General features: G+C 46.4%; 14 protein-coding genes. 13 read left to right on the forward strand and 1 reads right to left on the reverse strand.

The features are described 5' to 3' along the window. The first annotated feature begins 26 nt into the window (after positions 1-26). The 7 genes from AC0YNZ_RS21580 to AC0YNZ_RS21610 all read left to right on the forward strand — a co-directional run bounded on the left by AC0YNZ_RS21580 (position 27) and on the right by AC0YNZ_RS21610 (position 15,369). Positions 27-4,304, forward strand: a complete 4,278-nt coding sequence (locus AC0YNZ_RS21580) for a carbohydrate-binding protein (protein ID WP_475828566.1) — start codon at positions 27-29, stop codon at positions 4,302-4,304. A 363-nt stretch (positions 4,305-4,667) separates the two neighbouring features. Further along, entirely contained in the window at positions 4,668-5,570 is a 903-nt protein-coding gene (locus tag AC0YNZ_RS21585; protein WP_475828567.1) for a carbohydrate ABC transporter permease, read from the forward strand. After that, positions 5,567-6,418 (forward strand): carbohydrate ABC transporter permease, encoded by an 852-nt coding sequence (locus AC0YNZ_RS21590; protein WP_475828568.1) that lies wholly within the window; start codon positions 5,567-5,569, stop codon positions 6,416-6,418. The genes AC0YNZ_RS21585 and AC0YNZ_RS21590 overlap by 4 nt, the downstream gene beginning before the upstream one ends. A gap of 381 nt (positions 6,419-6,799) precedes the next feature. After that, positions 6,800-8,590, forward strand: coding sequence for a cache domain-containing sensor histidine kinase (locus AC0YNZ_RS21595; RefSeq protein ID WP_475828569.1), 1,791 nt, complete (start codon positions 6,800-6,802; stop codon positions 8,588-8,590). Continuing rightward, positions 8,556-9,866 carry a response regulator gene (locus AC0YNZ_RS21600; RefSeq protein ID WP_475828570.1) on the forward strand — a complete coding sequence of 437 codons (1,311 nt, stop codon included), beginning with the start codon at positions 8,556-8,558 and terminating at the stop codon, positions 9,864-9,866. The genes AC0YNZ_RS21595 and AC0YNZ_RS21600 overlap by 35 nt, the downstream gene beginning before the upstream one ends. Positions 9,867-9,980: 114 nt before the next feature. After that, the gene (locus AC0YNZ_RS21605) at positions 9,981-11,285 is read left to right on the forward strand and encodes an ABC transporter substrate-binding protein (protein ID WP_475828571.1); all 1,305 of its coding nucleotides are present in this window, start codon (positions 9,981-9,983) and stop codon (positions 11,283-11,285) included. A 139-nt stretch (positions 11,286-11,424) separates the two neighbouring features. Beyond that, positions 11,425-15,369, forward strand: a complete 3,945-nt coding sequence (locus AC0YNZ_RS21610; RefSeq protein WP_475828572.1) for an Ig-like domain-containing protein — start codon at positions 11,425-11,427, stop codon at positions 15,367-15,369. A gap of 341 nt (positions 15,370-15,710) precedes the next feature. Here AC0YNZ_RS21610 and AC0YNZ_RS21615 read toward each other — a convergent pair whose 3' ends face one another. Then, positions 15,711-16,646: a helix-turn-helix transcriptional regulator gene (locus AC0YNZ_RS21615; RefSeq protein ID WP_475828573.1), complete on the reverse strand. Its 936-nt coding sequence runs from the start codon at positions 16,644-16,646 to the stop codon at positions 15,711-15,713. A 129-nt stretch (positions 16,647-16,775) separates the two neighbouring features. Here AC0YNZ_RS21615 and AC0YNZ_RS21620 point away from each other — a divergent pair, with 129 nt between their 5' ends. The 6 genes from AC0YNZ_RS21620 (at position 16,776) to AC0YNZ_RS21645 (ending at position 24,389) form a co-directional block, all read left to right on the forward strand. Then, complete coding sequence (locus AC0YNZ_RS21620; RefSeq protein WP_475828574.1) at positions 16,776-17,612, forward strand: phytanoyl-CoA dioxygenase family protein; 837 nt, start codon at positions 16,776-16,778, stop codon at positions 17,610-17,612. A 33-nt stretch (positions 17,613-17,645) separates the two neighbouring features. Then, positions 17,646-18,452, forward strand: coding sequence for a sugar phosphate isomerase/epimerase family protein (locus tag AC0YNZ_RS21625; protein ID WP_475828575.1), 807 nt, complete (start codon positions 17,646-17,648; stop codon positions 18,450-18,452). Positions 18,453-18,652: 200 nt separating this feature from the next. Beyond that, positions 18,653-18,865, forward strand: a complete 213-nt coding sequence (locus AC0YNZ_RS21630; RefSeq protein ID WP_475828576.1) for a Spo0E family sporulation regulatory protein-aspartic acid phosphatase — start codon at positions 18,653-18,655, stop codon at positions 18,863-18,865. Positions 18,866-19,218: 353 nt separating this feature from the next. Continuing rightward, the gene (locus tag AC0YNZ_RS21635) at positions 19,219-20,955 is read left to right on the forward strand and encodes a sensor histidine kinase (protein WP_475828577.1); all 1,737 of its coding nucleotides are present in this window, start codon (positions 19,219-19,221) and stop codon (positions 20,953-20,955) included. Continuing rightward, the gene (locus AC0YNZ_RS21640) at positions 20,955-22,610 is read left to right on the forward strand and encodes a response regulator (protein WP_475828578.1); all 1,656 of its coding nucleotides are present in this window, start codon (positions 20,955-20,957) and stop codon (positions 22,608-22,610) included. Before AC0YNZ_RS21635 ends, AC0YNZ_RS21640 begins: the two co-directional genes overlap by 1 nt. A gap of 99 nt (positions 22,611-22,709) precedes the next feature. After that, a complete protein-coding gene (locus tag AC0YNZ_RS21645; RefSeq protein ID WP_475828579.1) occupies positions 22,710-24,389 on the forward strand; it encodes an extracellular solute-binding protein in 1,680 nt (559 codons plus the stop codon). Positions 24,390-24,432 lie beyond the last annotated feature (43 nt).

Consider the following 24,432-nt stretch of genomic DNA (forward strand, 5'->3'; position numbering starts at 1 on the left):
GTAAAAGAAAACAGGAGGAAAGTGTTATGAAGAGATTGCGCAAAAAACTTTCTATCGTTGCCGCAACTTCAATTGTGGTTGCAAACATTGCAAGCAGCAATGTTCTTGTTGGACCTCATGCATATGCGGCTCAAACAAACGGCACCGCGCCTTACATTAACCAGTGGGCGGTTTCTGGACCTTTTACCAATCCGGTGGTTGGAAACATCGTTCCTGTCATTGGTGAGTCTTTTGCCGATCCGAACAGTACAGAAATATCCACCTGGCAATATTTCGACGACCGTATCTTCAATCGCAACTATGACGATTACAATGACCTGATGGGTTATTTTGATGTCAAACAGGGACAGGCTACAAACAACAAGTGGGTTTTCGCCGCAACCTCTGTTTACAGCCCTACAGAGCAAACGGTTCAGTGGCAGGTAGGCGGTTCGGGTGTGTATAAAGTTTTCGCCAACGATATTCTCATTGGACAACAAGATCAAATTGCAGCTCGTGTGAGCAAGACCGGTACAAAATATCCAGTCCAATTAAAACAAGGTTGGAACAAGCTTCTCATTGAAATTCAGCATAAAAACACCGGCGCTAACAAGAATTTCCTCGGATTTTATACAAGACTTAGCGATAGCGATGGAAACGCAATTCCCGGTCTCACCTACTCGGTAACGGGACCAAACGTAACAAACAACCAACTGAAAATTGTTACACAGGGCCTTGCTATCGATAAAGATGCATTTGATGCCCGCAATGCAAATGTCCCGGCAAACGACTATCCGTCAAATACACTGCCATACGCTTATGATGAAAACCCATATGTAGCGATGGTTGCAAAAATTGACGGCAAAGTGAATACGTCATCTATTGCTCCGCAGGCGTCTGCCTTTGCATTCCAGGCTGCGGGCGGAAATCCCGGCTATACTTGGCAAATCGCTGATGGTCAATTGCCGCCAGGTTTGACACTCGCCGCAGACGGTCACATTGAAGGTACGGTTGCAGACGGCGCTCATGGTTCTTCGAAAAAGGACTACACCTTCACAGTGAAGGTAACGGACGCTCTTGGTAATACCGCAACAAATCCATATACTATAACGGTCAAACAAAACCCGGTTGATTGGTTTATTGAGGGTAAAATGTCGGCTCTTTCACACACCACAGGTACAATGCCGAATCTTTATGACCCGAACTTCAACTATGACGAGTGGGCACAGACAGCTAAAGAAATGGGTATGACCATGTTGTCAACAGAAAGCCTTCAAAACACCATTTACTACTGGCCGTCACCCAACGCGAAATTAACCCCAAGCGACAGTAATAAAATGTACAAATTCAACGCTTTGTACCAGTCTGAGGACGGCGCCTGGCATGTGAAAGACAGAGTAATGCAGGCAAAGAAGGCTGCAGAGCGTTACGGCATGAGGTTCGGTGTGTACGTGTCGTCACTATACGAAGGCGGTGAAATTTTAGAAAGCGATATCCAAGGCTTGGTAGAAAGATACGATCCATGGTATCTCTTTGCCGATGGCGGCCCCGAGAGCTATGCCAATGTTGACGTGGCGTGGAGTTCTGCCCGCAACTATAACGACCGTGTTTTAATTGATGCAAACCCCAATGCACAAACCGGTGACCAAGATATTACACTTCACGAGCGTCCATTCTGGAACAGTGAACCTTATACTGACGGTGGCTGGAGAAACGGTATTTTGCCGCAAACAAGAAAAGTCGCCCATGAGGAATGGAATGACCCGTATACAACTGCATTGGATGTATGGACAATATACGCCAACGGTAACGAACGTGACGATTGGGCTGAAGCAACAAAAGAACTCATTAACCAATACGGACACGGCTATGTCATGAATTACGACTCGTCCATTACGGTTACCCGCGGTATGGATAACCTGAGCAGTAATTTGGATAATACCAATATATTCTCAATGGTGCCGATTTCTTCACAGCAATTGTCGGATATGCGTGCTTCTATAGTGAAGTGGATGGATAATGCCGGCGGTCCTGACCTGCGCGAGTCCATGTATGGCACTATGCCATACACAATGGATTACACATTAAAATCAGGCTGGTATACCGATCCGCAGAAGGCTATCGCCCACGGTCAGGGTCCTGACTGGGGTTACGCAATGTCCCGTGACCAGTATGTCTATATGCACATGGTCAAAAACCTGATTTCAGGTACTAGCAAGACAGGCTTTACCGGCCAAGCCTCGATGAGCGGAATTGGACCCTTCAATTATCAGGTTGAGAAGGTCGAGTGGCTGAACAAGGGTGTTTCTCTGCCATTCACAACAACAAAAGTGAATAATAAATATTACATTACAATAGATACTTCACAAGTTAGTACAGACCCTATTGATACAATCATTAAAATTAAAACAAAAAATCCTGCAAGAAAATACAAGATGACAAGTGTCAAGTTGTTCAGCAGCCAGACCTCAACAAACAAGCTGCAACTCAAAGCGGAGTGCTATATGAATGATTACACCAATGTTTTCGCACCTGCTAAACTTAAATACACAAGTAACAATAATAAGGTAGTAACTGTAGACGCTGCAACAGGTTTGGTAAAAGCTGTCAGTAACGGTGCAGCTACAATCACAGTTACGGCAACATATAGTGATGGTGTGAACGCTCCTCAGGTTAAGACCGACACCTATCCTGTAAAGGTATCGGGCGGTGCGATTTCGGCTGCACTTCCGCTTGTTGGCGTAAATATGCTCACAAATGGTAATTTGTTCTGGGGACAATTCTCTACAAACAAAGACATTCCTGTGACATTCAAAGGCTTCACACAAAAAGGCGGCGCGGTTGATATTCTGGGCGACACAAATATCAAATACCACTATGCAAAAGTTGACGGTAAACGTAGCAACTCTGCAGGCAAAATCATTGTAACCGAAGTGCCTGCCGATCAAGTACCGTTCGTTGTAAATGATAACACGATGAAATTTACAAAAAATGTTGCTACTTCTACAATGTACTGCTACTGGGCTGACATAACTGTAAATGGAAAGACATATACGTCAACCCGTAACTACATTACGCTTATTCCGGATGCAAACGTAGCAGCTGGAATTACGCCGACATTAACAAGCGACAGCAGTAACGCCGGTAAATTATCTGACGGCATCATCAACGATACCACCGGCGGCAACCGCGCAAAATGGGCAGCACCGGCAAGCGACGCAAATCCGAGCATCACGTATGATTTGGGCAAAGAGCAAGACCTTACCCGCGTTAATATTTTCTTTAACCACCATATGCCGAATGCCGACAACGTTACTTACTACAACGTGCCGAACAAGGTAAAGATTGAGTATAGCGCTGACGGTACAAATTGGATAGCAGGTAATGAAACAAACACATTGTCCGGCGGCGGATTGCCGACATCGAGAAATACACTGGCAGTTCCGGAAAGCGATACAACATTGTATGGATGGGAGCAAGATGGCTTGTATTACAACTATCCGGTTGATCCGAGCAAGACTAGCGTGCAGGCATGTTATGTAAGAATTTCCTTCCCTGGCGGCGGTCAAGGCGGCAGCCCAATTGATGTGCTGGAGGCTCAGGTGTTCGCTGTTGACAAGTCAGCACCTATGATAAATAGTGTTAAATTGAACAGCATCACTGCGCCTGCAGCGGTAAAAGTGGACAATGGAACAGCGAAGACAGCAGCAGCTCTTCGATTGCCGAAAACGGTAAAATTGGATACCGATGATGGAGGTATAGATGCCTATGTGATTTGGAATGTTGACGCTTCAAGCTATGATCCGGCTATAAAGACTGAACAAACCTTTACAATAACTGGAGCAGCAATCTTGCCATTAGGGGTGGAAAATCCAAACAACGTGCCATTGACAACGAGCATCAGTGTAACTGTAGAGGCACTGCCGGCAGTCTTTGTTGAGGCGGAAAACTATACTTCCTCGAACAATGTACAGACGGAAGACACCGCTGACATTGGCGGTGGGCAGAATGTTGGATGGATTAATGTAGGTTCCTGGATGGAATACAGCGGCATCGATATTCCGTCAACAGGAACATATACCCTGAATTACAGAGTGGCTGTCACGAAGTCGACAGGATCAAGTATCAGTTTTATCGTAGACGGAGAAGAGCAAAAGACGACCACATTACCGAATTCGGGGGGCTGGCAGAATTGGATAACAGTGTCCGATAAGGTTACACTGACGGCCGGGAAGCATACAATCAGGCTTCAGGGGAATACAGACGGATTCAACATAAACTGGTTTAAGTTGTTTGCAGAGCCAACGCCGACGCCAACGTCATAAGAGTATTCCCGCAGGCCGGATAGCTCAATATGTATGGACACAAACGTAGAGCAATTCAAGTGTATGACACCAAGAGAATAAATGCAGCTTTCGTCACAATTAACGAAAATTAGGATCGGTAATGAAAGAGGGGGAGATTCGTTTCTCCCCCTCTTTGATTTGCGCGAATACTAGAAGAGCGAGGCTAAGAAGCGGTTAAGCTTCTGTTTACTCAATGAACCGAATTAGACGCGACGCTGGGTTTTCGTTAAGAGGAATGCAGGTCTTGTTAAATAGTGAAAGAATTCGTTGTTTTAATTATTCATTCGAAAACGCCCGACCTTTTATACTAAGAACATAATTCTTAAATGAGGGGGCAACACCATGAACAACAAAACGACCGCTCAAAGAACATGGAGCGGATACTTGTACATAGCGCCCTGGCTTATAGGCTTTCTTACGTTAACGCTGTGGCCTATGATTCAATCGCTATACTATTCATTCACCGATTATTCTTTGCTGGGAAAAGAGAAGTGGGTAGGGATTTCGAATTACCGTTATATGCTTACCCAAGATATGGACTTTTATCAATCGCTCCAGGTAACACTGCTTTTCGTGGTAGTTTCTGTACCGCTTAAGATAACATCAGCTTTGCTCGTAGCAATGCTGCTCAATCGCAAAATACGGGGGATATCGTTCTATCGCACGCTGATTTATTTTCCATCGCTGATTGGTTCGAGTATTGCGGTTGCGGTACTGTGGAAAAATATTTTTGGCATGGATGGCTTTATCAATCAAATTTTATCGGTGTTCGGCATCAAAGCATCGAGTTGGATCAGTAATCCCGAGACAGCTCTAAGCACATTAATCCTGCTGGTCGTTTGGCAATTCGGTTCCGCCATGGTCGTTTTTCTGGCAGGTTTGAAGCAAATTTCCCCGGATTTATACGAAGCGTCATCGGTTGACGGGGCAGGGAAGCTGCGACAGTTTTTCCAAATCACGCTGCCGATGCTCTCGCCGGTCATTTTGTTTAATCTTGTCCTGCAAACCATCGGTTCATTTCAGATGTTTACCCAAGCTTTCGTTATTACCCATGGCGGCCCGATCAATTCAACCTATATGTTTGCCTTATATTTGTATGAGAAGGCATTTACCCGCCTCGAGATGGGATATGCTTCCGCATTGGCGTGGGCGCTGCTCGTCATCATCGGTCTTGCTACGGCACTTATTTTCACAAGCTCACGATACTGGGTATTCTATGAAACGGAAGCGGGGAAAAAAGGATGAGACTATCTCGTTTATTATCGCGTGAATTTCGCACACATTTATTCTTGCTAATATTTGGTCTGGTCATGATCTATCCTGTTCTCTGGTGGTTTGGGGCGAGTTTAAAGACGAACGCAGAGATTAGCTCGCCAAACATTTTTCCAAGCCATCCCGTTTGGAGTAACTTCTCGGATGGTTGGGTAGCTCTCCCCAAGTATTCGTTCACGCACTTTTATATGAACACTTTCACGCTTATTATCAGTCTGCTCTTTACAACGCTTGTTTCTTGTAGTTTGGTCGCTTATGGCTTCGCACGGATGGAGTTTCCTCTCAAGAAGCTTTGGTTCTCGGTCCTTCTCATGACATTAATGCTTCCAAGCCAGGTCACGCTTGTGCCTCAATATTCTTTGTTTAACCGGTTCGGGTGGATTAACACGTACTTGCCGTTCACGGTACCGCATGCTTTGTCCGGAGGCATTGGAGGATCGTTCTTCGTCTTCCTGCTGATTCAGTTTATTCGTGGCATTCCGCGAGAGCTCGATGAGGCCGCCATTGTGGATGGCTGCAACTCGTTCAGTATTTACTACCGTATCATCCTGCCGCTAATGAAACCGGCATTAGTAACAGTAGGAATCTTTTGCTTTTTGTGGAATTGGGATGACTTCTTTGGGCATTTGATCTATATTAATTCGGTTGATAAGTATACAGTAGGGTTGGCGCTTCGTCTGTTTGTCGATACGCAGGCTTCCGTGCCATGGGGTCAGCTTATGGCGATGTCTCTATTGTCAATCGTACCTTCGGTTATTCTGTTCTTCGCAGCGCAGAAGCACTTTGTTGAAGGGATTGCTTCCACGGGTATTAAAGGATAAGGAAAAGGATAAGGTGCATGAACAAATCGATCGCCTAAAAAAGTGCCTGTGTTCCTGTATCGAAAAATGTATTGCAGTTAAAGGGCAAGGAATACGAAGCGAAAAAATAAATGCATACAAGATGGTGAATCGGACGTTCAAACGGCTCACCATCTCTTCAAGTCGGTGGATAAAATCAAGGGACTCTAGCGAGCCCACTTTTGGTTTATGCAAAACGCTGGCTGGATAGAATAATGTACCTTCGGTATACCTTTTCTTGCTAGCGCAGAGGGGATTGCATCCACTGGTTTTAAAGGATAAGATAAATTAAAGAGTCGATTGCTACGTTGTTTCTCATGCAGAAACCGTAGCTTTCTTTGTTTGGAGCGGAGGCATATAGCAATGAGCGACTGGCGGCACCCTTTTAAGACATACAGAATTGAATTTTTATTGTCCGGCATTTTTTCAATTTTTATCACGATTTTGTTGTTGGTTGTCACAGGGGTTGGATATTGGGTTTCCTCCCAGGAGGCGGTCAGCAATACTTCCAGCTATCAGCAGGAGCTCTTGAATCAGTTGAACCAGCAATTAGTCATTCAAATGACTTCTATCGAACAAATGTCACTTGCGTCGTCCCGTAATTCGGATCTTTTGGAATTTATTGTTCAGAGTAACGGTACGTATGATACTTATTTGAACCAGCTTGCAGCGCGATCTGTCTTGACCAATATCGCCAATAGCACGAATTCGATCCAATCGATTGAAGTGTTTGCAAGCGGACTGAAGACGGATAGAAATCTTCAAGTCGTTCGGTTCGCCGACTTGTCGGAGCTGAAGAATGAGAACTGGTATCCTTTTGCGGAGCAGAGCGACTTTACATGGATCGGTGAGCATACGATTGCAACGCTGCAAGGGGATAGGCCGGTGATCAGCTTTGCGCGCAAGATTTACTCTACACAGTTTCAACTTCAGGGCTTCTTAGTATTTCATGTTAAAGCAAATTTTATTAAAGAAATGATACAAGGAACAGACGCGAAACGGACGTATGGCCGGATTATTCTTGATTCGGGCAACCGGCCGATTACCGGAGTTGGCGCGGAACATTGGGATGATGCGATTGAAGTGATCCATTCTGCTGATAATAAAATGAAAGAGCAGTCCGGATACATCCACATGAAGGAATCAGGAAAATTGCTTGTATGGTCGCGATTTTTCAACACGGATTGGCTGCTTGTGGAATTAACGCCATGGGAGGAAATTACGCGGGGCAGTGTTGCACTCGCCAGGTCGCTATTCATTATTGGCGTATTTGCCATTGCAAGCGCTTTGCTGATAACGCTTCTGATCTCACGGCAATTTATTAGGCCCATACGATTGTTGCTCCGCTTAATGGAAAACTTTCAAAGGCAGAAGCCATCTAATGAGGTTACTCTTCTGAAGGAATACCGCAACGAATTCGGGCAGCTGTTTAGGAGTTACCGACGACTGCTGGATCGTGTGAGTGAGCTTTACGAAACACTGGAAAATCAATATCGTCGGCAGCGGGTTGCGGAAATTCAAGTGCTGCAAGCGTCCATTAATCCTCATTTTTTGTATAATACACTGGATCAACTCAACTGGATGGCGATTCGCGCCGGCCAAGAGGGAATGAGCCGGGTACTTGAATGGATGGGGCGCATGTTCCGGATCGGACTGTCCAATGGAGAAACGATGATTACGATCGCGGAAGAATTGGATCACGTCATGTGTTATATGAATATTCAGCAAATCCGGCTGGAGGATCGCATCTCATTCCATGTTGATGTCCCGGAAGACATCAAGAAAGGGTATATTCCCAAGATCACGCTGCAACCTTTTGTAGAAAATGCAGTTATGCATGGATTCCCGGGACGGATGGGTGGCGAAATTCGCATAGTCGCCTCACTGGAATCGGATGGTCGTGTGAAAATAACAATTGCCAATAATGGGGTTCCTCTTCGTCCGGATTGGCAAGAACAGACCAACCGCAAAACCGGCGGGTATGGAGTGAGGAATGTGAGGGAACGGTTGGAGGCTTTTTACGGACAAAATGCTTCACTTGAGCTGATCTCCGGCGTGCAGAGAGGCATGGAAGTGATCATGATCATCCCGCTGTATATGGAAAAACTGAAAATGGAGGGTGGATCACTTGTGGAAAATCGTAATCGTGGATGACGACTACAATGTGCTGGATGGATTAAAATCGGTTATTCCCTGGGATGAGATCGATGCGGAATGGGGCGGAGAAGCGGCCCATGGCGAAGAAGGGCTGTCCTTGATTGAGGTAGTCAAACCCGACATCATTATCACGGACATTTATATGCCTGTTATGAATGGTTTGAAAATGCTCGAAAAGCTTCGGGATAAAGGGTATGAAGGAAAGGCCATTATCCTGAGCGGATACTCCGATTTTGAATATGCGCGTCAAGCGTTGCGGCTGCAGGTTACGGATTATTTGTCCAAGCCGATCAGCGTCGGTACCATTCGTGATGTACTGACCCGCGTTATTTCGGAACTGGAAGTAGAATACATCAAGAAGTCTGAAGGTGAAGAACTGCGCCAGCAGCTTATGACTTATGAACCTTTCGCTGAAAATGAGTGGTTAAAATCTTCCGTAATCGGTACGCCGGGCAATGAACGTGAATGGATGCGGGAGTGGACTGAGAAGAATTGGCGCTGTCGCGGGCATCGCTATGCCGTTATGAGCCTGGAAATTGGGGCGACTAAAAGATGGGCCGGCTTATCGTACACCGATCGAAGCCTGCTTCGTTCCGCTGTCTTTAATATCATCCAAGAAGTGATAAAAGGGGAGCATATTCGAGCGGATATTATTGAGCTGCTACAGTACCAAACCGCTTTGCTTCTCTATTTGGATTTGGAGATTGTAGAGCAAGAGGCGAAAGCGATCATGGATAAATTATCGGTGACAATTGTTGATTGTGTTAACAAATATTTGCAATTGGATATTTATATCGGCATCGGCAGTCTAAAGGAGCGCTGGACGGACATCCCGTCTTCTTCCAAGGATGCCTATCGATCGCTTATGGAAAGTCGCAAGTACGGGGATTTACACCCGTTAACACCTGCTGAAGCAATGAATAAGCAAGAGCAAACAAAGTCAAATGATGTTGTGGAGAGCGCACGGCACCGGCAAGCGGTCGATTTCATGCTCCGATATGTACATGAGCAATATGCCGAAGAGATTACGGTAGAAGAACTGGCTAACGAACTGAAAATTTCTACCAATTATTTACGGTCTATCTTTCGCATGGCCACCGGGGAGACGTTTAACAACTATATCACCCGAGTACGTATGGAGAAAGCAAAAGCTCTGCTGCAGGAAGGCAAGTATTACATTTATGAAATTGCCGAATTGGTAGGTTATAGTAACGTAACGTATTTCAGCACATTATTCAAAAAATGGACAGGCATTACGCCTAAAAAAATGTGATTTTGTTAAAATGCAAAGCTTTTTGGTAAACTACCTTATTTTTATTCCGGATGCATAGAAGTAAGATATCTATAAAGGCATATTCAACAAAAATAGCAGAGAGGGTTAGTCACTATGAGAAAAATTATAAGTAAATGGGTTGCTTTGCCACTTGTCGCTTCGCTCATCTTTACGGCAGGATGCAGTGTCGGCAGCAAGAAAGACGAAGCAACCGATGCGAGCAACGCGCACCCTACAGCAGCAACGGTCAAGCTGCGTATTGCATGGTGGGGCTCTCAAGCCCGGCATGATGCTACGCTTAAAGCGCTCGAGCTGTATTCGAAAAAATTCCCGAATGTCACTTTCGAACCAGAGTACTCTGGCTTTGACGGATACTCGGACAAATTGGCGACACAAGCAGCAGCGAAAAATGCTCCTGACATTATTCAGATGGATGCAGCATGGCTTGCCGATTACGCGGGCCGCAATCAACTGGCAGACTTATCTGCGGGATTGAATACGGCGGAAATCGACATGGCATTACTTGATACAGGTAAATACAAGGAAAAAATGTATGCGCTTCCTATCGGGAATAATGCTTACGGGATGGTCTACAATAAGGCCATTACGGAAAAGCTTGGCATTACGCCGCCGAAGAACGGTTGGACGTGGGACGACTATTTTAAATTCGGTGAAGAAGCTCAATCGAAATTGGAAAAAGGAAAATATGCGCTTCTTGACTCAACAACCGATTTATCTTCTTATAATTCGTATCAGTTGAGCAAGGGCAAAGGGTATTCCATTTCTGCGGATGGCAAATTTAACATTGACAAGGCCACATTCGTAGAGTACGCCCGCAAGTTTGAAGACTTGCGCAAGAAAGGGGTGGTGCCTCCGCCGGATGTGAATGTTACGCACAAATTCGGAGATGCCAAAGGAGATTTTGTATTTACAGAAACCTCTCTCATCCGCCGTGCATTCGCGGCTGAAATATCTTCCTTCGATGCAGCGAAACCGGGATCATTTGCAGCTGTTACCGTACCGCAAGGCACCGAAGCAGGCGGTTATCTGAAACCGTCGATGTTCTGGAGTATCAGCGCGGATTCCAAACAAATTGAAGAGTCTAAGAAATTCATCGATTGGTTCGTCAATGATACTGAAGCTGCCGAAATTTTAGGTACATCCCGCGGCGTCCCTGTGTCGAAAAAGGTATTGCAGGCGCTGGACACAAAATTTAATCCAATTGACAAGATGGCGATTGATCTCGTTGCCAAGACATCTCCTGACGCGCAGCCATTCTACGTAACACCAAAAGGTTGGAGTGGTTTCGAGGCTGATTTTCAGAAAATCACGGAAGCGCTGATCTTCGGTAAGTCAACGCCGGAACAGACGTACGACGCATTGTCTCAAAAAGGCAAGGAATATGAAAGCAAAAAATAACGGAAGAATGGGGAGGAAGGTGAACCGGTCCTTCGTACGGTTCACTATCTACTCACCTTCCGAAGACTGAAAGCATAAATTTGAAAGCGTGTTTATTTGAATGCTTATATATTATTCTGAATAGCCAGGAGGTATAAATATGTTGGATTATATCAACAGAAACAGTAAACTGAAAAAGCTTTTTTACATATTGCTAGCGATATGTATCGCACTTCCTTCGGTGTTGGTTTCTACAACAGAAGTTGTAAAAGCTGAGAGCACACAGGTCTGGTATCAAGACTTCGAAAGTTATAATGTTGGAGATCCCAGCAGCGATTTTAGTATTTATGGTGGAGTGGGTTCGGGAACACTCAGTATAGCACAAGTAGCTGGTCCGGCAGGGAGTGATAGTAAGGTACTAAAATTAGATAAAACTCAAACTGGAATGGGTACATTATACGCGAATAAAACTTTTGATGTTCAAAGAGGTTTAGTTCATGTCACCGTAAAGATGAAAGCGCAGCAAACAGGTTCTGCAGGATATTTTATTGTCGCAGACAGCAATAAGAATATTGCGACTCAGTTCAGCCTTTACCAAGGGGGCAATATCTCCATCTTAGACGATGGCGGAGTTAAAAATATTGGTTCCTATCAGGCCGATAAATGGTATGAAGTTAAGCTGGTTATGAACACGGTTGATCGTAAATATGACGTGTATATAGATGGGGTCCTGAAAGATTCCCAGCATAGCTTCAGAAAATCAACAATTGATCATATCGGTCAGGTCATTGTAGGTATGACAAATGCTGATAAAGGCATACTTTACTTTGATGAAATGAAAGTTGAAAATGTTGTTAAAGTCCCTGTTACGGATGTCACGATTGACCAGAATGCAATGAATCTTAATGTCGGTGAGAGCAAAACATTGACAGCAAATGTATTGCCATCTGATGCAATTTTTAAGTCCGTTGTATGGTCATCCAGTGATACTAGCGTAGCAACTGTGGATCAAACCGGAAAAGTAAAAGGTCTAAAGCAAGGAACGGCAACGATTACGGCTGCTTCAGCTGATAATAGCTCTATTAAAGCGGTTAGTAATGTGACAGTTAGTAAAGTGAATGTTCAAAGTATAACTCTTGACAAAAGCTCCATAAAACTTGGCGCCGGCAGAACACAAACACTGAATGCAACTGTGCAACCGGAAAATGCTACATTTAAAGGTTTAGTTTGGTCATCTAGCGATAGTCAAGTAGCCACCGTAGACCAAAACGGAAAAGTGGTAGCAATAAAAGAAGGCAGAGCAACGATTACGGTTACTTCAGCCGATGATAATGGGATTGCCTCAACTTGTGAAGTTACAGTTATTCCGCATTCCATTCAGCAAGAATATTATGTATCTCCGAACGGTAATGATTCTAACATTGGATCGGAGACACAGCCTTTCAAGACGATAGAGAAGGCTCGGGATACGATACGTACCATCAATAAAGATATGACTGGAGATATTATCGTTTATCTTGACGGAGGCACATATACGCTTAAGGATACCGTTGTCTTTAACGAGACTGATTCAGGAACAAATGGTTTCGACATCATATATAAGGCCAAAGATAGTGTAAAGCCTGTCATAAGCGGGGGCAAAAGCATTACAGGTTGGACGCTTTACGATGCGGATAAAAACATTTATAAAGCGACGGCTGGAGGCCCCATTGAAACCAGACAACTATTTGTCAATGGTGAGCGTGCTACAAGAGCAAGAAGCACCGGAGGTCTTAGCGATGCTACCAATAATTCCACTGGACATACGACGACCGATGTAGCATTGGCTAATTACAAAAATGTAAGCGATATAGAAATGGTTTATATTTCCAGATGGACAAATCCAAGAGGCGGCGTACAATCCATAACTACTGATGGTACTAAAGCAACCATTACAATGAAGCAGCCTGGTTGGAAGTTTTTAAAAGGTAAAGGCGCTACAGCTGTAGGTAATCCATCCTACATTGAGAATGCTTATGAATTATTGGATGCTGAAGGCGAATGGTATCTGGATCGAACAGGAGCTATAGGCGGAGATGCGAATACATTTTATTACAAGCCTAAGGCTGGCGAAGACATGTCCAAGGCGGATATGGTTGCACCTGTACTCGAAAAACTATTATTGATTGAGGGCAGCAATCTGGACAATACGGTAAACCATATCCAATTTGAAGGCATTAATTTCGAATACACAACATGGTTAAGACCAAGCGGGGATCGGGGCCATCCTGATGCGCAAAATAATGTAATCAGAGAAACCTCTACAGTCCCAGGTCAGCAATACGATGAATTTTTGGATTATAACGGCGCAGTCGTATTAAAGAATGCCAAATCTATTATCTTCGAGAGAGATAATTTTTCAAAACTTGGATACATGGGGATATTAATGAGTGAGGGCAGTCAGGATAACCTCATTCTAGGGTCCGAGTTCTATGATATTTCTGCAACTGCCATACAGGTTGGAGATGGTTATAAACGATACGATCAGGAAAGCTTAAATCCGAGTGATAAACGGAAGCTGCTCGTAAATAACGATGTGCTTAATAACTATGTACATGATGTTGCTGTCGAGTATATGTCTGCAACAGGGATTGCTGCATCCTATCCGCAGCAAATGGATATTTCCCATAATGAAATATATAATCTCCCTTACTCTGGCATTCATGTTGGCTGGGGATGGCAATTTATCCAGACACCTACAAGAAATAACAGGATTGAAAACAACTATCTGCATGAGATGAGAAACAGTAAATTGTCAGATGGCGGAGGCATCTACACAATTGGCGGGAATGTGGGCGGCAGCGACTGGATGTCAACCATAACAGGAAACTATATTTATACTAGCCATACGCATACTTATCATTTTACATCCTTATTTCATGATGAGGGAAGCTCTTGGTACAAAGACAGCAACAATGTCATCAGAGTCGCGCAAGGTGTAGAATGGAGCAGTATGTGGACAGGTTCCATTCACGATGTTCACCTTGACACCAATTATACAACAACGTCCACTTTTAATAATTCAGGCACAAGGACCACAGTTACAAATACAATTTTAGTACCCGATGAAAACTGGCCTCAGGCGGCAAGAGACATTATTAATAATGCCGGTTTAGAGGCTGCTTACCAAGATATTAAAGTGAATAAAGACGCCTTGTCTGAGAAAATAGCTGCGGCACGTACATTAAATGAACAAATGTATACAAAAGTATCTTGGAGCGTATTACAGAACGCACTGCAAGGTGCGATTGCAGTGAACAGTAATAAAACAGCAACACAGCAACAGGTTAACGATGCATTGGCAGGCCTGAATGCAGCTATAAACGGGTTGGAACCTCAACAACCGCCAACGACAACGGACAATGCGCCAAGCGGCTGGGTCAATCAAGATGTCACTGTAACCTTAAGCGCGAGCGATGACGGATTGGGTGTAGCCAATACCTACTATACGGTAGACGATGGCGCTGAGCAAACGGGAACTTCCGTCGTATTGTCAGAAGATGGAGTTCACAAGCTTGTCTATTGGAGCGTAGACAGAGCAGGCAGCGTGGAACAAGCGCATACGGTATCCATTAGTATTGATAAGAAAGCTCCGTCGATCGCGGTGTCTGCACCGGGAGACAACAGCATTTATAAAGATTCCGTGGATTTGACGCTTCAGCTTGCAGTGACCGACGACTTGTCGGGTGTCGACAACAGCAAGACGACGGTAACGCTCGATACGAATGCTTACCAGAACGGCACGACGATCCCGCTTTATAAGCTGCCGCTTGGACAGCATAAGCTTGTTGTATCCTCCAGCGACTTGGCCGGCAATCAGGCAAGCAAGACCGTTCAGTTTACGACGGTGGCCAGCATCGATTCATTAAAGGCATTGGTGACACGCTTTGGTAGTTACAAGTGGATCGATGATGCCGATATTACCAAAAGTCTTCTGGGAAAATTGGCAAACAACGATTTGACGGGCTTTGTGAATCTAGTGAAGGCTCAAAGCGGGAAGCATATTTCAAGCGAAGCGGTAAAATATTTGCTGCGAGACGCTCAATATGTTTTGTCACAAAAGTAGAGCATTCACATTAATAAAAATTAGGACGGATCATAATGAAAGAGGGGGAGATCAATTTCTCCCCCTCTTCGATTTTATCGAGATCAAAATTCGATTATCTTGCAATTTTAACAGCTGAGAAAGGCCTCGATTAAGAGCCCAAAGAGTAATGGCTGCTTTCATATAGGAAGCAGAGATTAGCACGATGCGATAATAGATTCAATCCTTTCGATAAAATCCGATATCGTCATGTATATGACGAACAGTATTGTTATTTTTTACATCATTCACCTGTTAAATGGGATGAAAAGGGATTGATACGAAAGCAACTAAAAAACCTTACGGAATAGACACAGCGGATTTCACTGTTCAGCCGTAAGGTTTTTTTTATCATTACGCCACTGGGACGGGGTAGCGCCTACGAACCGCTTGAACACGGTAGCGAAATGCTGGCTCGATTGATATCCAAGCCTATGAGAAATATCCGTTACGGAATCGGCGGTCTCCGCAAGCTGCCGGCAGGCTTCCTTCACACGGAGACGTTCCGAGAAAGTGATCGGAGCCTCTCCGGTATACTCCTGAAAGGTGCGGTAGAAGTGGGAGGAGCTGACGCCGGCGAACGAGGCAAGTTCATCGATGGACGGCCGCCACTCCGGCTCATTGCTCATTTTCGCGATTAGAATGTCATATTGACGCAGTAAATCAATGGCGATCGTTTGATTGCCAATTCCGGGCTGGAGGAAAGCAAGCAGAATATCCGTTAGCGCATTGCGTACGGCAATGCTTTGTTCCGGTGTTTGATTCAGCAATGCTTTTCTTAGCTTTTTGAATGATTCGACCGGAGACAGCCCGACCGGAATAACACGCGGCAATTGTTCCATCATGTGCTGCATAAGCATGCACTCTTCCGATGAAAGCCGAAGCCATCCTTGGCATTGGGGGGCAGCAACAATCAGCCACCAAAATTTACAAGGCTCTATGGCATTGAAGCCGCCTCGATGCTTTTCGCCGGGGCGCGAATGGAACAGATCGCCTGCCTGCGATCGATAGAGAACGCCTTCAAGCTCCCAGCTTGCCTGACCTCGTTCAATGAGAACGAATTCATAGCACCCCGGATGTTCATGCTCGGGTAGAGGTGACGCGCTGCGCAATTCATCGTATCCGAGCATGATGAACTCCGGTACATGACGGATGGGAGGATCATGGTGGATGTCATAAGTCCATCGTGCCCGGCTGCTCGGGGAGGATTGTCCGGTTGCGTTCGGGATCAAGCTGTCATCATCCGAATGCTTTTTCATGAGAAAGATCAGCCTTCCTTGTTTCAAATCGTGCTTAATGTTTCTAATCCTACTTCGTACTAGAGTGAACGTCAAGCCGCTCTTCTATACCTTATTCTTATGTCGAACACATCAAAGGAGGAGTTAGACATGACATTGAAAGCCGAACGCCAATACAAAATTACTCAAAAGGATAAGGAAACCTTTAACAGGGACGGGTATTGGATCAGTCCTAAGCTGCTAGACGACGAGCAGATCGCGCGCTTGCGCGAGGCGCATGAGCGCATTTGGTCCAGTGATTTCGACGGGGACGGACTCTCGATGCATCCTGTGACAGTGAGCAGCAATCCCGAAGCTCTTCGTAAATTGGATAACGGCTGGTGGATTAATGACGAAGTGAAAAAAGTCGTGACGGATCCGCTTATTGGAGAATTGTCAGCAGATTTGCTGGAGACGGATGAAATCAGGCTGTGGCATGATCAAGTCATCTATAAGCCTGGCATCGGAGACAAGGTGACGAAGGCCGGCAATGTGGGCTGGCACCAGGACTACGGTTATTGGCAATGCTCGGACACCTCCGATATGATCACCGTCTGGATCGCGCTACAGGATACGGACTTGACGAACGGCGGGATGATGACGATTCTGGGGTCGCATAAATGGGGATTAATTCCCGACAGCGCCAGCTTTTTTAATCAGAACATGGAAGAGCTAAAGACGAAATACGCGGGCGGCCGCGACTGGGTAGAAGAGCCATGTATATTGAAGGCCGGCCAAGCCAGCTTCCATCACGGCCTTACGTTCCACGGTTCGGGACCGAACCGGACGAATGAGCCCCGGCTTTCCGTCGTAGCGCATGTGATGAAAGGCGGAACCGGTTATCGCGCCGGCATTCAGAGGCATGACAACATTCGTCATCTTGGACCGCGTCCCGTCAATGGACAGGCTTTTGCAAACGAATATTTCCCCATTTTGTACAAACGGTAAAAATCAATTTTGCAGAAATAAGGCGGCGTGAATATGGAACTGAAGAAGATAAAGGCGCTATGGGGAATGGAGGGTACCATTCAGGATCAATTGGCTCGGACAGCTGCGGCCGGCTACGACGGAATAGAAGGACCGATGCCATCCGAGTCCGATGAATCCTCGTTTAGAGAAGCTCTTAAACGCCATAAGCTGGAATATATTATCCAAGTTTATACGCATGACGATCATTTAGCTTCGTTTAAAAGCCAGGTTGAACGGGCTGCAAGCTTTGAACCGCTGCTTATTGTGGCTCATAGCGCAAAAGATAGTATGCCCGAACCGGAGCAAGACCGATTTTTTGAGGGAGCGCTAACCACCCAGCAAAAGTCCGGCATTCGAATCGCGCATGAGACGCATCGGGGACGGGCGATGTTTACGCCATGGACGACTGCGAGATTATTAAGAAAATATCCGGATTTGCGAATTACGGCAGACTTTAGCCACTGGGTTAACGTATGCGAATCACATCTGGAAAATCATCCGGAGGAAATCGCCCTCGCCGTCGACCGGACGATTCATGTTCATGGCCGGGTAGGGTTCCCGCAAGGACCGCAAGTCCCGCATCCGGCCGCTGCGGAGTATAAGCGCGAGCTCGAGTTGTTTACGGACTGGTGGTATCGTATATTCGCCAAGCAAGCGGAGAACGGGAACACCTCGGCCACATTTACTGCGGAGTTCGGGCCTCCAGGCTATTTGCCGACGCTGCCTTTCACGAACAAGCCTGTCGCGGATTTGTGGGAGGTCAATCAATGGATGACCGATTACATGGTTGAAAGATTCAAGAGCTGGTTCAACGCTTGACCGGAACCAATTTCTTCCTAAACCATTAGCAGCAAATGCATCCTTTCGAATGAATATTGGAAGCCCCAAGGGTAATCCAATGAATTCTATGGGGTGCATTTTTGCTTTTCAAGGGGTCCGTGGAACGAATACTCTAGAGGAGTGAATGGTTATGGAAAAATAGGCTAGATTCTGCTTATAAACGGTGTGGAGGTTGTTTCGTGGAACGAAAGTCTCAAATTGAATGGGCGATCGAGTGCAAACGGGAGGAAATGCACCAAGCGATCGATCAATATGGATTATCGTCCAGTATGGTCTTAAAGAAATCACAGGAACTCGATACGCTGCTGAACAAATATCAGCAGCATTGGCGGCTACAAAGGCGGAATCGTGAATGGATCCTTGGATGCGAAGAATTTCCTGCGTCTGTATAAAACGAATCTGGACGTTAAGAATACTACAATAAATTGGCTTACGTATAACAACTCGAAAGACTGGTGGCATATGTACATTAACGTCAATGGTATAGCAGTTAAACCTACGAAGAAGTATATTACGCTGGAAGATTACATGGGGAACATGTCCGAGGTCAAGAATATTACGGTAACGAAAGTTACCAAATAAACAGGAAAAACTCACCCATACATATCATGAAAACCTGACCCTTTGCGGTTGGGTTTTTCCATTACTTGGGAGAAATATGATCCTTTCCGGCGGCTTGATTTACTTGTCCCATAAGTGAATGCAACATGGAACTCGATGCAAACGATCGGTAGGAGGAAACGCAATGCAGTTTAAAAAGAAAAGGTTTACGGTTTTTCCCAAGCTGCTCATGGGCTTCATGATCGCGATTTTGCCCGTGTACATGCTGGGCATTTTTTTGAACAAACAGGTGGCCGGCAGTTTACGGGATCAGATTCTGCAATCCATGCATACCAGCGTGGACTTTTATTTGTCCTCACTGACGAACGAAATGGTCAATATCGAAAGCTTCAAGCGCTCCTTACTCGTGGACGAGGATCTTATGACTTTAAGCACGATAGCGCCGGCTTTAACGGAGAACGAGCGGCGAGAAGCGATTTTACGGCTGGAGAAAAAGCTGTCGCTGCTTCAGGACTCAAGCTCTTACATAGCCGATGCGACCCTTCACATCCCGCTGATCGATAAGCGGATCAAGCCGGGAAGCTACCTCGACGGCGTTTCACTCAAACAAATGGAAGCGATTCGCTTTAACTTGCAGCAGCAATTATCTCCGTTATTATGGCATGACAATAAGCTCCTCATGGGCTCCTATTTCCCGGAAAGTGCGTTCACAGACCGGGCTCCCATTTTCTTGATCGAGATCGAGATCAATCAGCGGATGATCATGGAGGATTTGGGCGCCATGTCGGATAAAGGAGGAGCGTACCTCCACTTCACTCGGGAGGGCCGTTCCATTACGAACCGCGCCGTCTCGGGCGCGTCCGACGAAATGGAACGGTTATTATCCCGGCAGGTGGGCGGCGAAGTCGAAAGCGTCATATTCCAAAGCTTAGGGAAGAGATACCTGGTTTCGTTCCAGCGATCCACCGGTTACGATTTTTCGCTGGCGATCTATACGCCCGAAGACGTTATTATGCGCGATTTTGACAAATACAATGTGTTGTTCTGGATCTTGTTCGCGTTGTCCATCGTTGTGATGGCTCTGTTCTCATATTGGATTTTTAAAGCGATTCGAAATCCGGTTCGCAATCTGCTCAAGGCATTCCGTAAGGTGGAGCAGGGCCAGCTTACGGTGCGGATCTCGCAGAGCAGCAACGATGAATTTTCGGACCTGTCGGAACAGTTCAATAAGATGGTCGCCAAGCTGCAATCGCTGATCCAGGAAGTGTACGAGCAGCAAATCAGGAGTCAGCAGTCCGAGCTCAGACAGCTCCAGTCGCAGATCAATCCGCATTTCCTGTACAACAGCTTTTTTATTTTGCATCAGCTGATCGAATTCGAGGATATGGACAATGCAAGGAAGTTCGTCCACTACCTGGGGAACTACTTTCAGTTTATTACAAGGGACGCGAAGTCGGAGCTGCCGCTCGGGCAGGAGATGAAGCATGCGGAGGCTTACTTGAATATCCAGACAATGCGGTTCGGTAACCGGATCAGAGTTTCGGCGGAACCGATTCCCGCGCAATGGGAAGCGATGCCGGTACCGCGTCTCATCGTGCAGCCTATCATCGAAAATGCCTACCAGCATGGATTAGAGTCCAGAATATCGGAAGGTATTTTGCGGATAACGAATGACTTGCGGGACAACATCCTTCGTATCCATTTCGAGGATAACGGCACCAAGCTGACGAATGACCAGCTTATGAGCCTCAGGTGCAGGCTTCAGGATACATCGGGACTTGAAACGACGGGAATCGTGAATGTGCACAGGCGGCTGCAGATCAAGTTCGGACCGCAGGCCGGGCTGGACGTATTCCGCAGTGAACTTGGCGGTTTGGGCGTCACGATGAAAATTCCTGATAAGACAAAGGAGGATCAATGATGTACCGTTTATTAATCGTGGATGACGAACCGTTTATTTTGCAAGGGCTTGTGGAGTTATGCAGCAGGCTGACAGAACCCGAATTAGAAATCTATTCGGCGGCGACGTCGCAGGAGGCGTTGATGTGGCTCGGAAGAATGAAAATAGACATCGTGTTGTCGGATATTCAGATGCCGGGCATGAACGGTCTGGAGCTTCAGGGCGAGATCGTGAAGCAGTGGCCCAGGTGCAAAGTGATCTTCTTGACGGGTTACAGCGACTTTACTTATATTCAGCAAGCGATTCGGCAAGGCAGCGTGGACTATATTCTAAAGACCGAAGGCAATGCAAAAATCGTGGAATGCATTGTCGCGGCAGCTAAACAGCTCGATCAGGAGCAATTGGTGGACATGCAGCTCACCCTGGCGAGCCAGCAAAGGAAGATGGCGCTGCCTTATCTTCAGAAGCAGTATCTGAACGAGCTGATACAAGGGAACGACAAGTCGCTTCTTTCGCTTCGCGACAAATTCGAAGATCTGCAGATTCCACTGGATGACGGCGGCCCTTGCTTGCTCATGATCGCACGTATCGATGATTGGGGACAGCGGGATGGCTTGATGGACCGAACGCTGTTCCAATTTGCGCTGGATAATATGACGAACGAATTATTATCCCCGCTCACGAAGGCAACCTCCATGAGCTTTGACAAAAACAAGATGGCTTGGTTCATCCAGCCCTCCGAAGCCCCATCAGATCCCGAGGTTCGAAAGAGAACCTACCTGTTCGTTCGCGAGATGTTGGAGCAAATCCAGGGGACGTCGCTCCATCTTCTAAAGCTGCCGTTATCATTGGCGCTTGCGAGCGGATTCTCGGAGTGGTCCGATATTCCGCACAAGTTCGAGCGTCTTAATCTGCTCTTCCATAGCGGCCTTGGATTCGGGAGCGAACTGATTTTGCTCGAGCCTGAATCCATGCCGGCAAGCGAAGAAAACGACGTCGAGGTGCGCCTGACATCGGTTCACTTCAATAAGATCGCCTATTTGAAGTCCTGTATGGAGAACGGCCAGGAGGAAGCGTCGATCGAAACGCTGGAGGAGCTGCTTGCTTTCGCGTCGTTATCAGGACCATTCCCAAGCGCCGTGCAGATGGAGCTATACTATTTGCTTGTGGCGGTATTCCTTCCCCACGGCTTGATGCATTCCAGCCATGACGCTCGCTCCGATCAGGATTTGGGACGGTTTACGCAGTTCGAAAGGTACCGTTCCTGGCATCAGATTTGCGAAGAATTCATTTTTTACGCCAAGCGTATCTTTGAATGTCAGCATGCCGGAATGATTGTTCAGGAGCATGAGCTTATTCAGAAGATCCAGCAATACGTCGCAAACCATTTGTCGGGGGATTTGTCGCTGTCACGAATTGGCGAGGTGGTGGGACATAACCCGTCCTATCTCTCCAGATTGTACAAAAAATTAACGGGCAAAGGGCTGTCCGCTTACATCAACGAGATTAGGCTGGAGAAAGCGAAGCGTATGCTGGAACAGGACCGTTACAAGGTGCATGAGATCGCCGCAGAGCTCGGTTTCTTGTCTTCGCAGTATTTCCATCGTTTCTTCAAAAAGGCGACGAATCTGACGCCACAGGAATACCGGGAGCTAAAGCGGGATTCAAACGTGTAAATAAAAGATACAAATGTCACGAATGGAAACTAGTTAGCGAACTCTCTAAGCTTTTATAATGAAGCCGTAGCAAGGAATACTAACTAGAAAAGGGTGTTCATGATGAAGAGAAAAGGGTATTGGAGTCTCATTCTCGCAAGCATGTTGGCTTGTTCCGTCGTGCTGGCCGGCTGTGGCGGCAAAAACGAGGGAAATGAACCAAGCGGGAATGCAAATTCGGGCAATCAAGGAACTGGAGAGACCGTTATCGAGCCGCTTGGCAAATTTGATCCTCCTATAGATGTGACTGCGGCGAAATTCATCACTCAGGACGTTGTGTATCCGGAAGGTCAATCGGAGTCCAAAAATGCCTGGGAAGATCTCTATAAAGATATGGGCATCAATCTGAAATACGATTGGATCGTGAAAGGAACCGACGCACAATATTTCCAGAAGTTGAACCTCTCCATCGCTTCGGGAGAAATACCTGATCTGATGATGGTCAACTCCTCCCAATTGAAGCAATTGGTCGAATCGGATATGGTGGAGGACTTGACGTCCGTTTATGAGAAATATGCGACTCCGGCGGTGAAAGGCGTTTTCGAACAGGACAAGCAGGCTCTGCAATCCGCTACCTTCGACGGCAAGCTGTACGCCATTCCGAAGACGGAGCCGATGATCGGCGCGCAAACGCCGTTGCTCTGGCTGCGTACGGACTGGTTGACGAAGCTTGGACTTTCCGAGCCGAAGACTTGGGAAGAAGTATTGCAAATTTCGAATGCCTTCACGACCAAAGATCCTGACGGCAACGGCAAGGCGGATACGTTCGGCATCGCGCTGAGCAAAGAGATCATTAACGGATATCCTTCCCTAAACGGATTCCTTAATGCTTATGGAGCTTATCCTCGGATCTGGAAAAAAGACGCATCTGGCAAACTGGTGTACGGAAGCATCCAACCGGAAGTCAAAGCCGCGCTGGCCAAGCTGGCGGAACTGTACAAGAACGGCGAACTGGATAAGGAATTTGGCGTAAAGGACGGCTCGAAAGTAGCGGAATCGCTGGTCGACGATCGCGTAGGGATGATGTTCGGACCAAGCTGGGCTTCGCAATGGCCGCTTCAGGACAACAAAAAGAAAAACGGTGCAGCGGAGTGGAGACCTTTTCCGATCCCGTCGGTCGACGGCGGCAACGCCACCGTGCAAATGCCGTTTGGCGCATCGTTCTACTATGTCGTCAAGAAGGATATGAAGCATCCGGAAGTCGCAATCAAGCTGGCAAACCTCTTTATGGAGAAGCTGTACGGAGAAACTGCGGATTATTTGAAATATGGCGTAGACAGCAGCGGCATCTCGGTTGCCAAATTTTCGATGGTGGATTTATTCGTCCCGGATAAAGACATTAAGCGTTCGGTGAACGTGGCGGAAGCGCTCAAGAACGGGGATCCGTCCGCACTGAACCCGGAAGAGAAATCAACCTACGATAAAATCAAGGCATTCCAAGGCGGAGACTTGAATTTCTATGGCGAAATGTATCAGAGCGGTCCGGAAGGCGCGATGATGGTTCTGAAGAAGCTGTCGGATGAAGGCAAAGTGATCTCCGAAGGATACGGCGGCGCTCCTACCGATACGATGGGCGAGAAAAAAGCTACATTGGAAAAGATGGAGACTGAAATCTTCACGAAAATCATTTACGGCGCTGCCACGATCGACCAATTCGACAAGTTCGTCGAGGACTGGAAAGCTCTCGGCGGCGATCAAATTACGCAAGAAGTTAATGAATGGAACGCTTCGCAACAATAATACGGATGAGGAGGGGTAAGATGCTAGCTGCTTGCCCCTTTCC

It is taken from the genome of Paenibacillus sp. J2L1-98 (assembly GCF_056269405.1).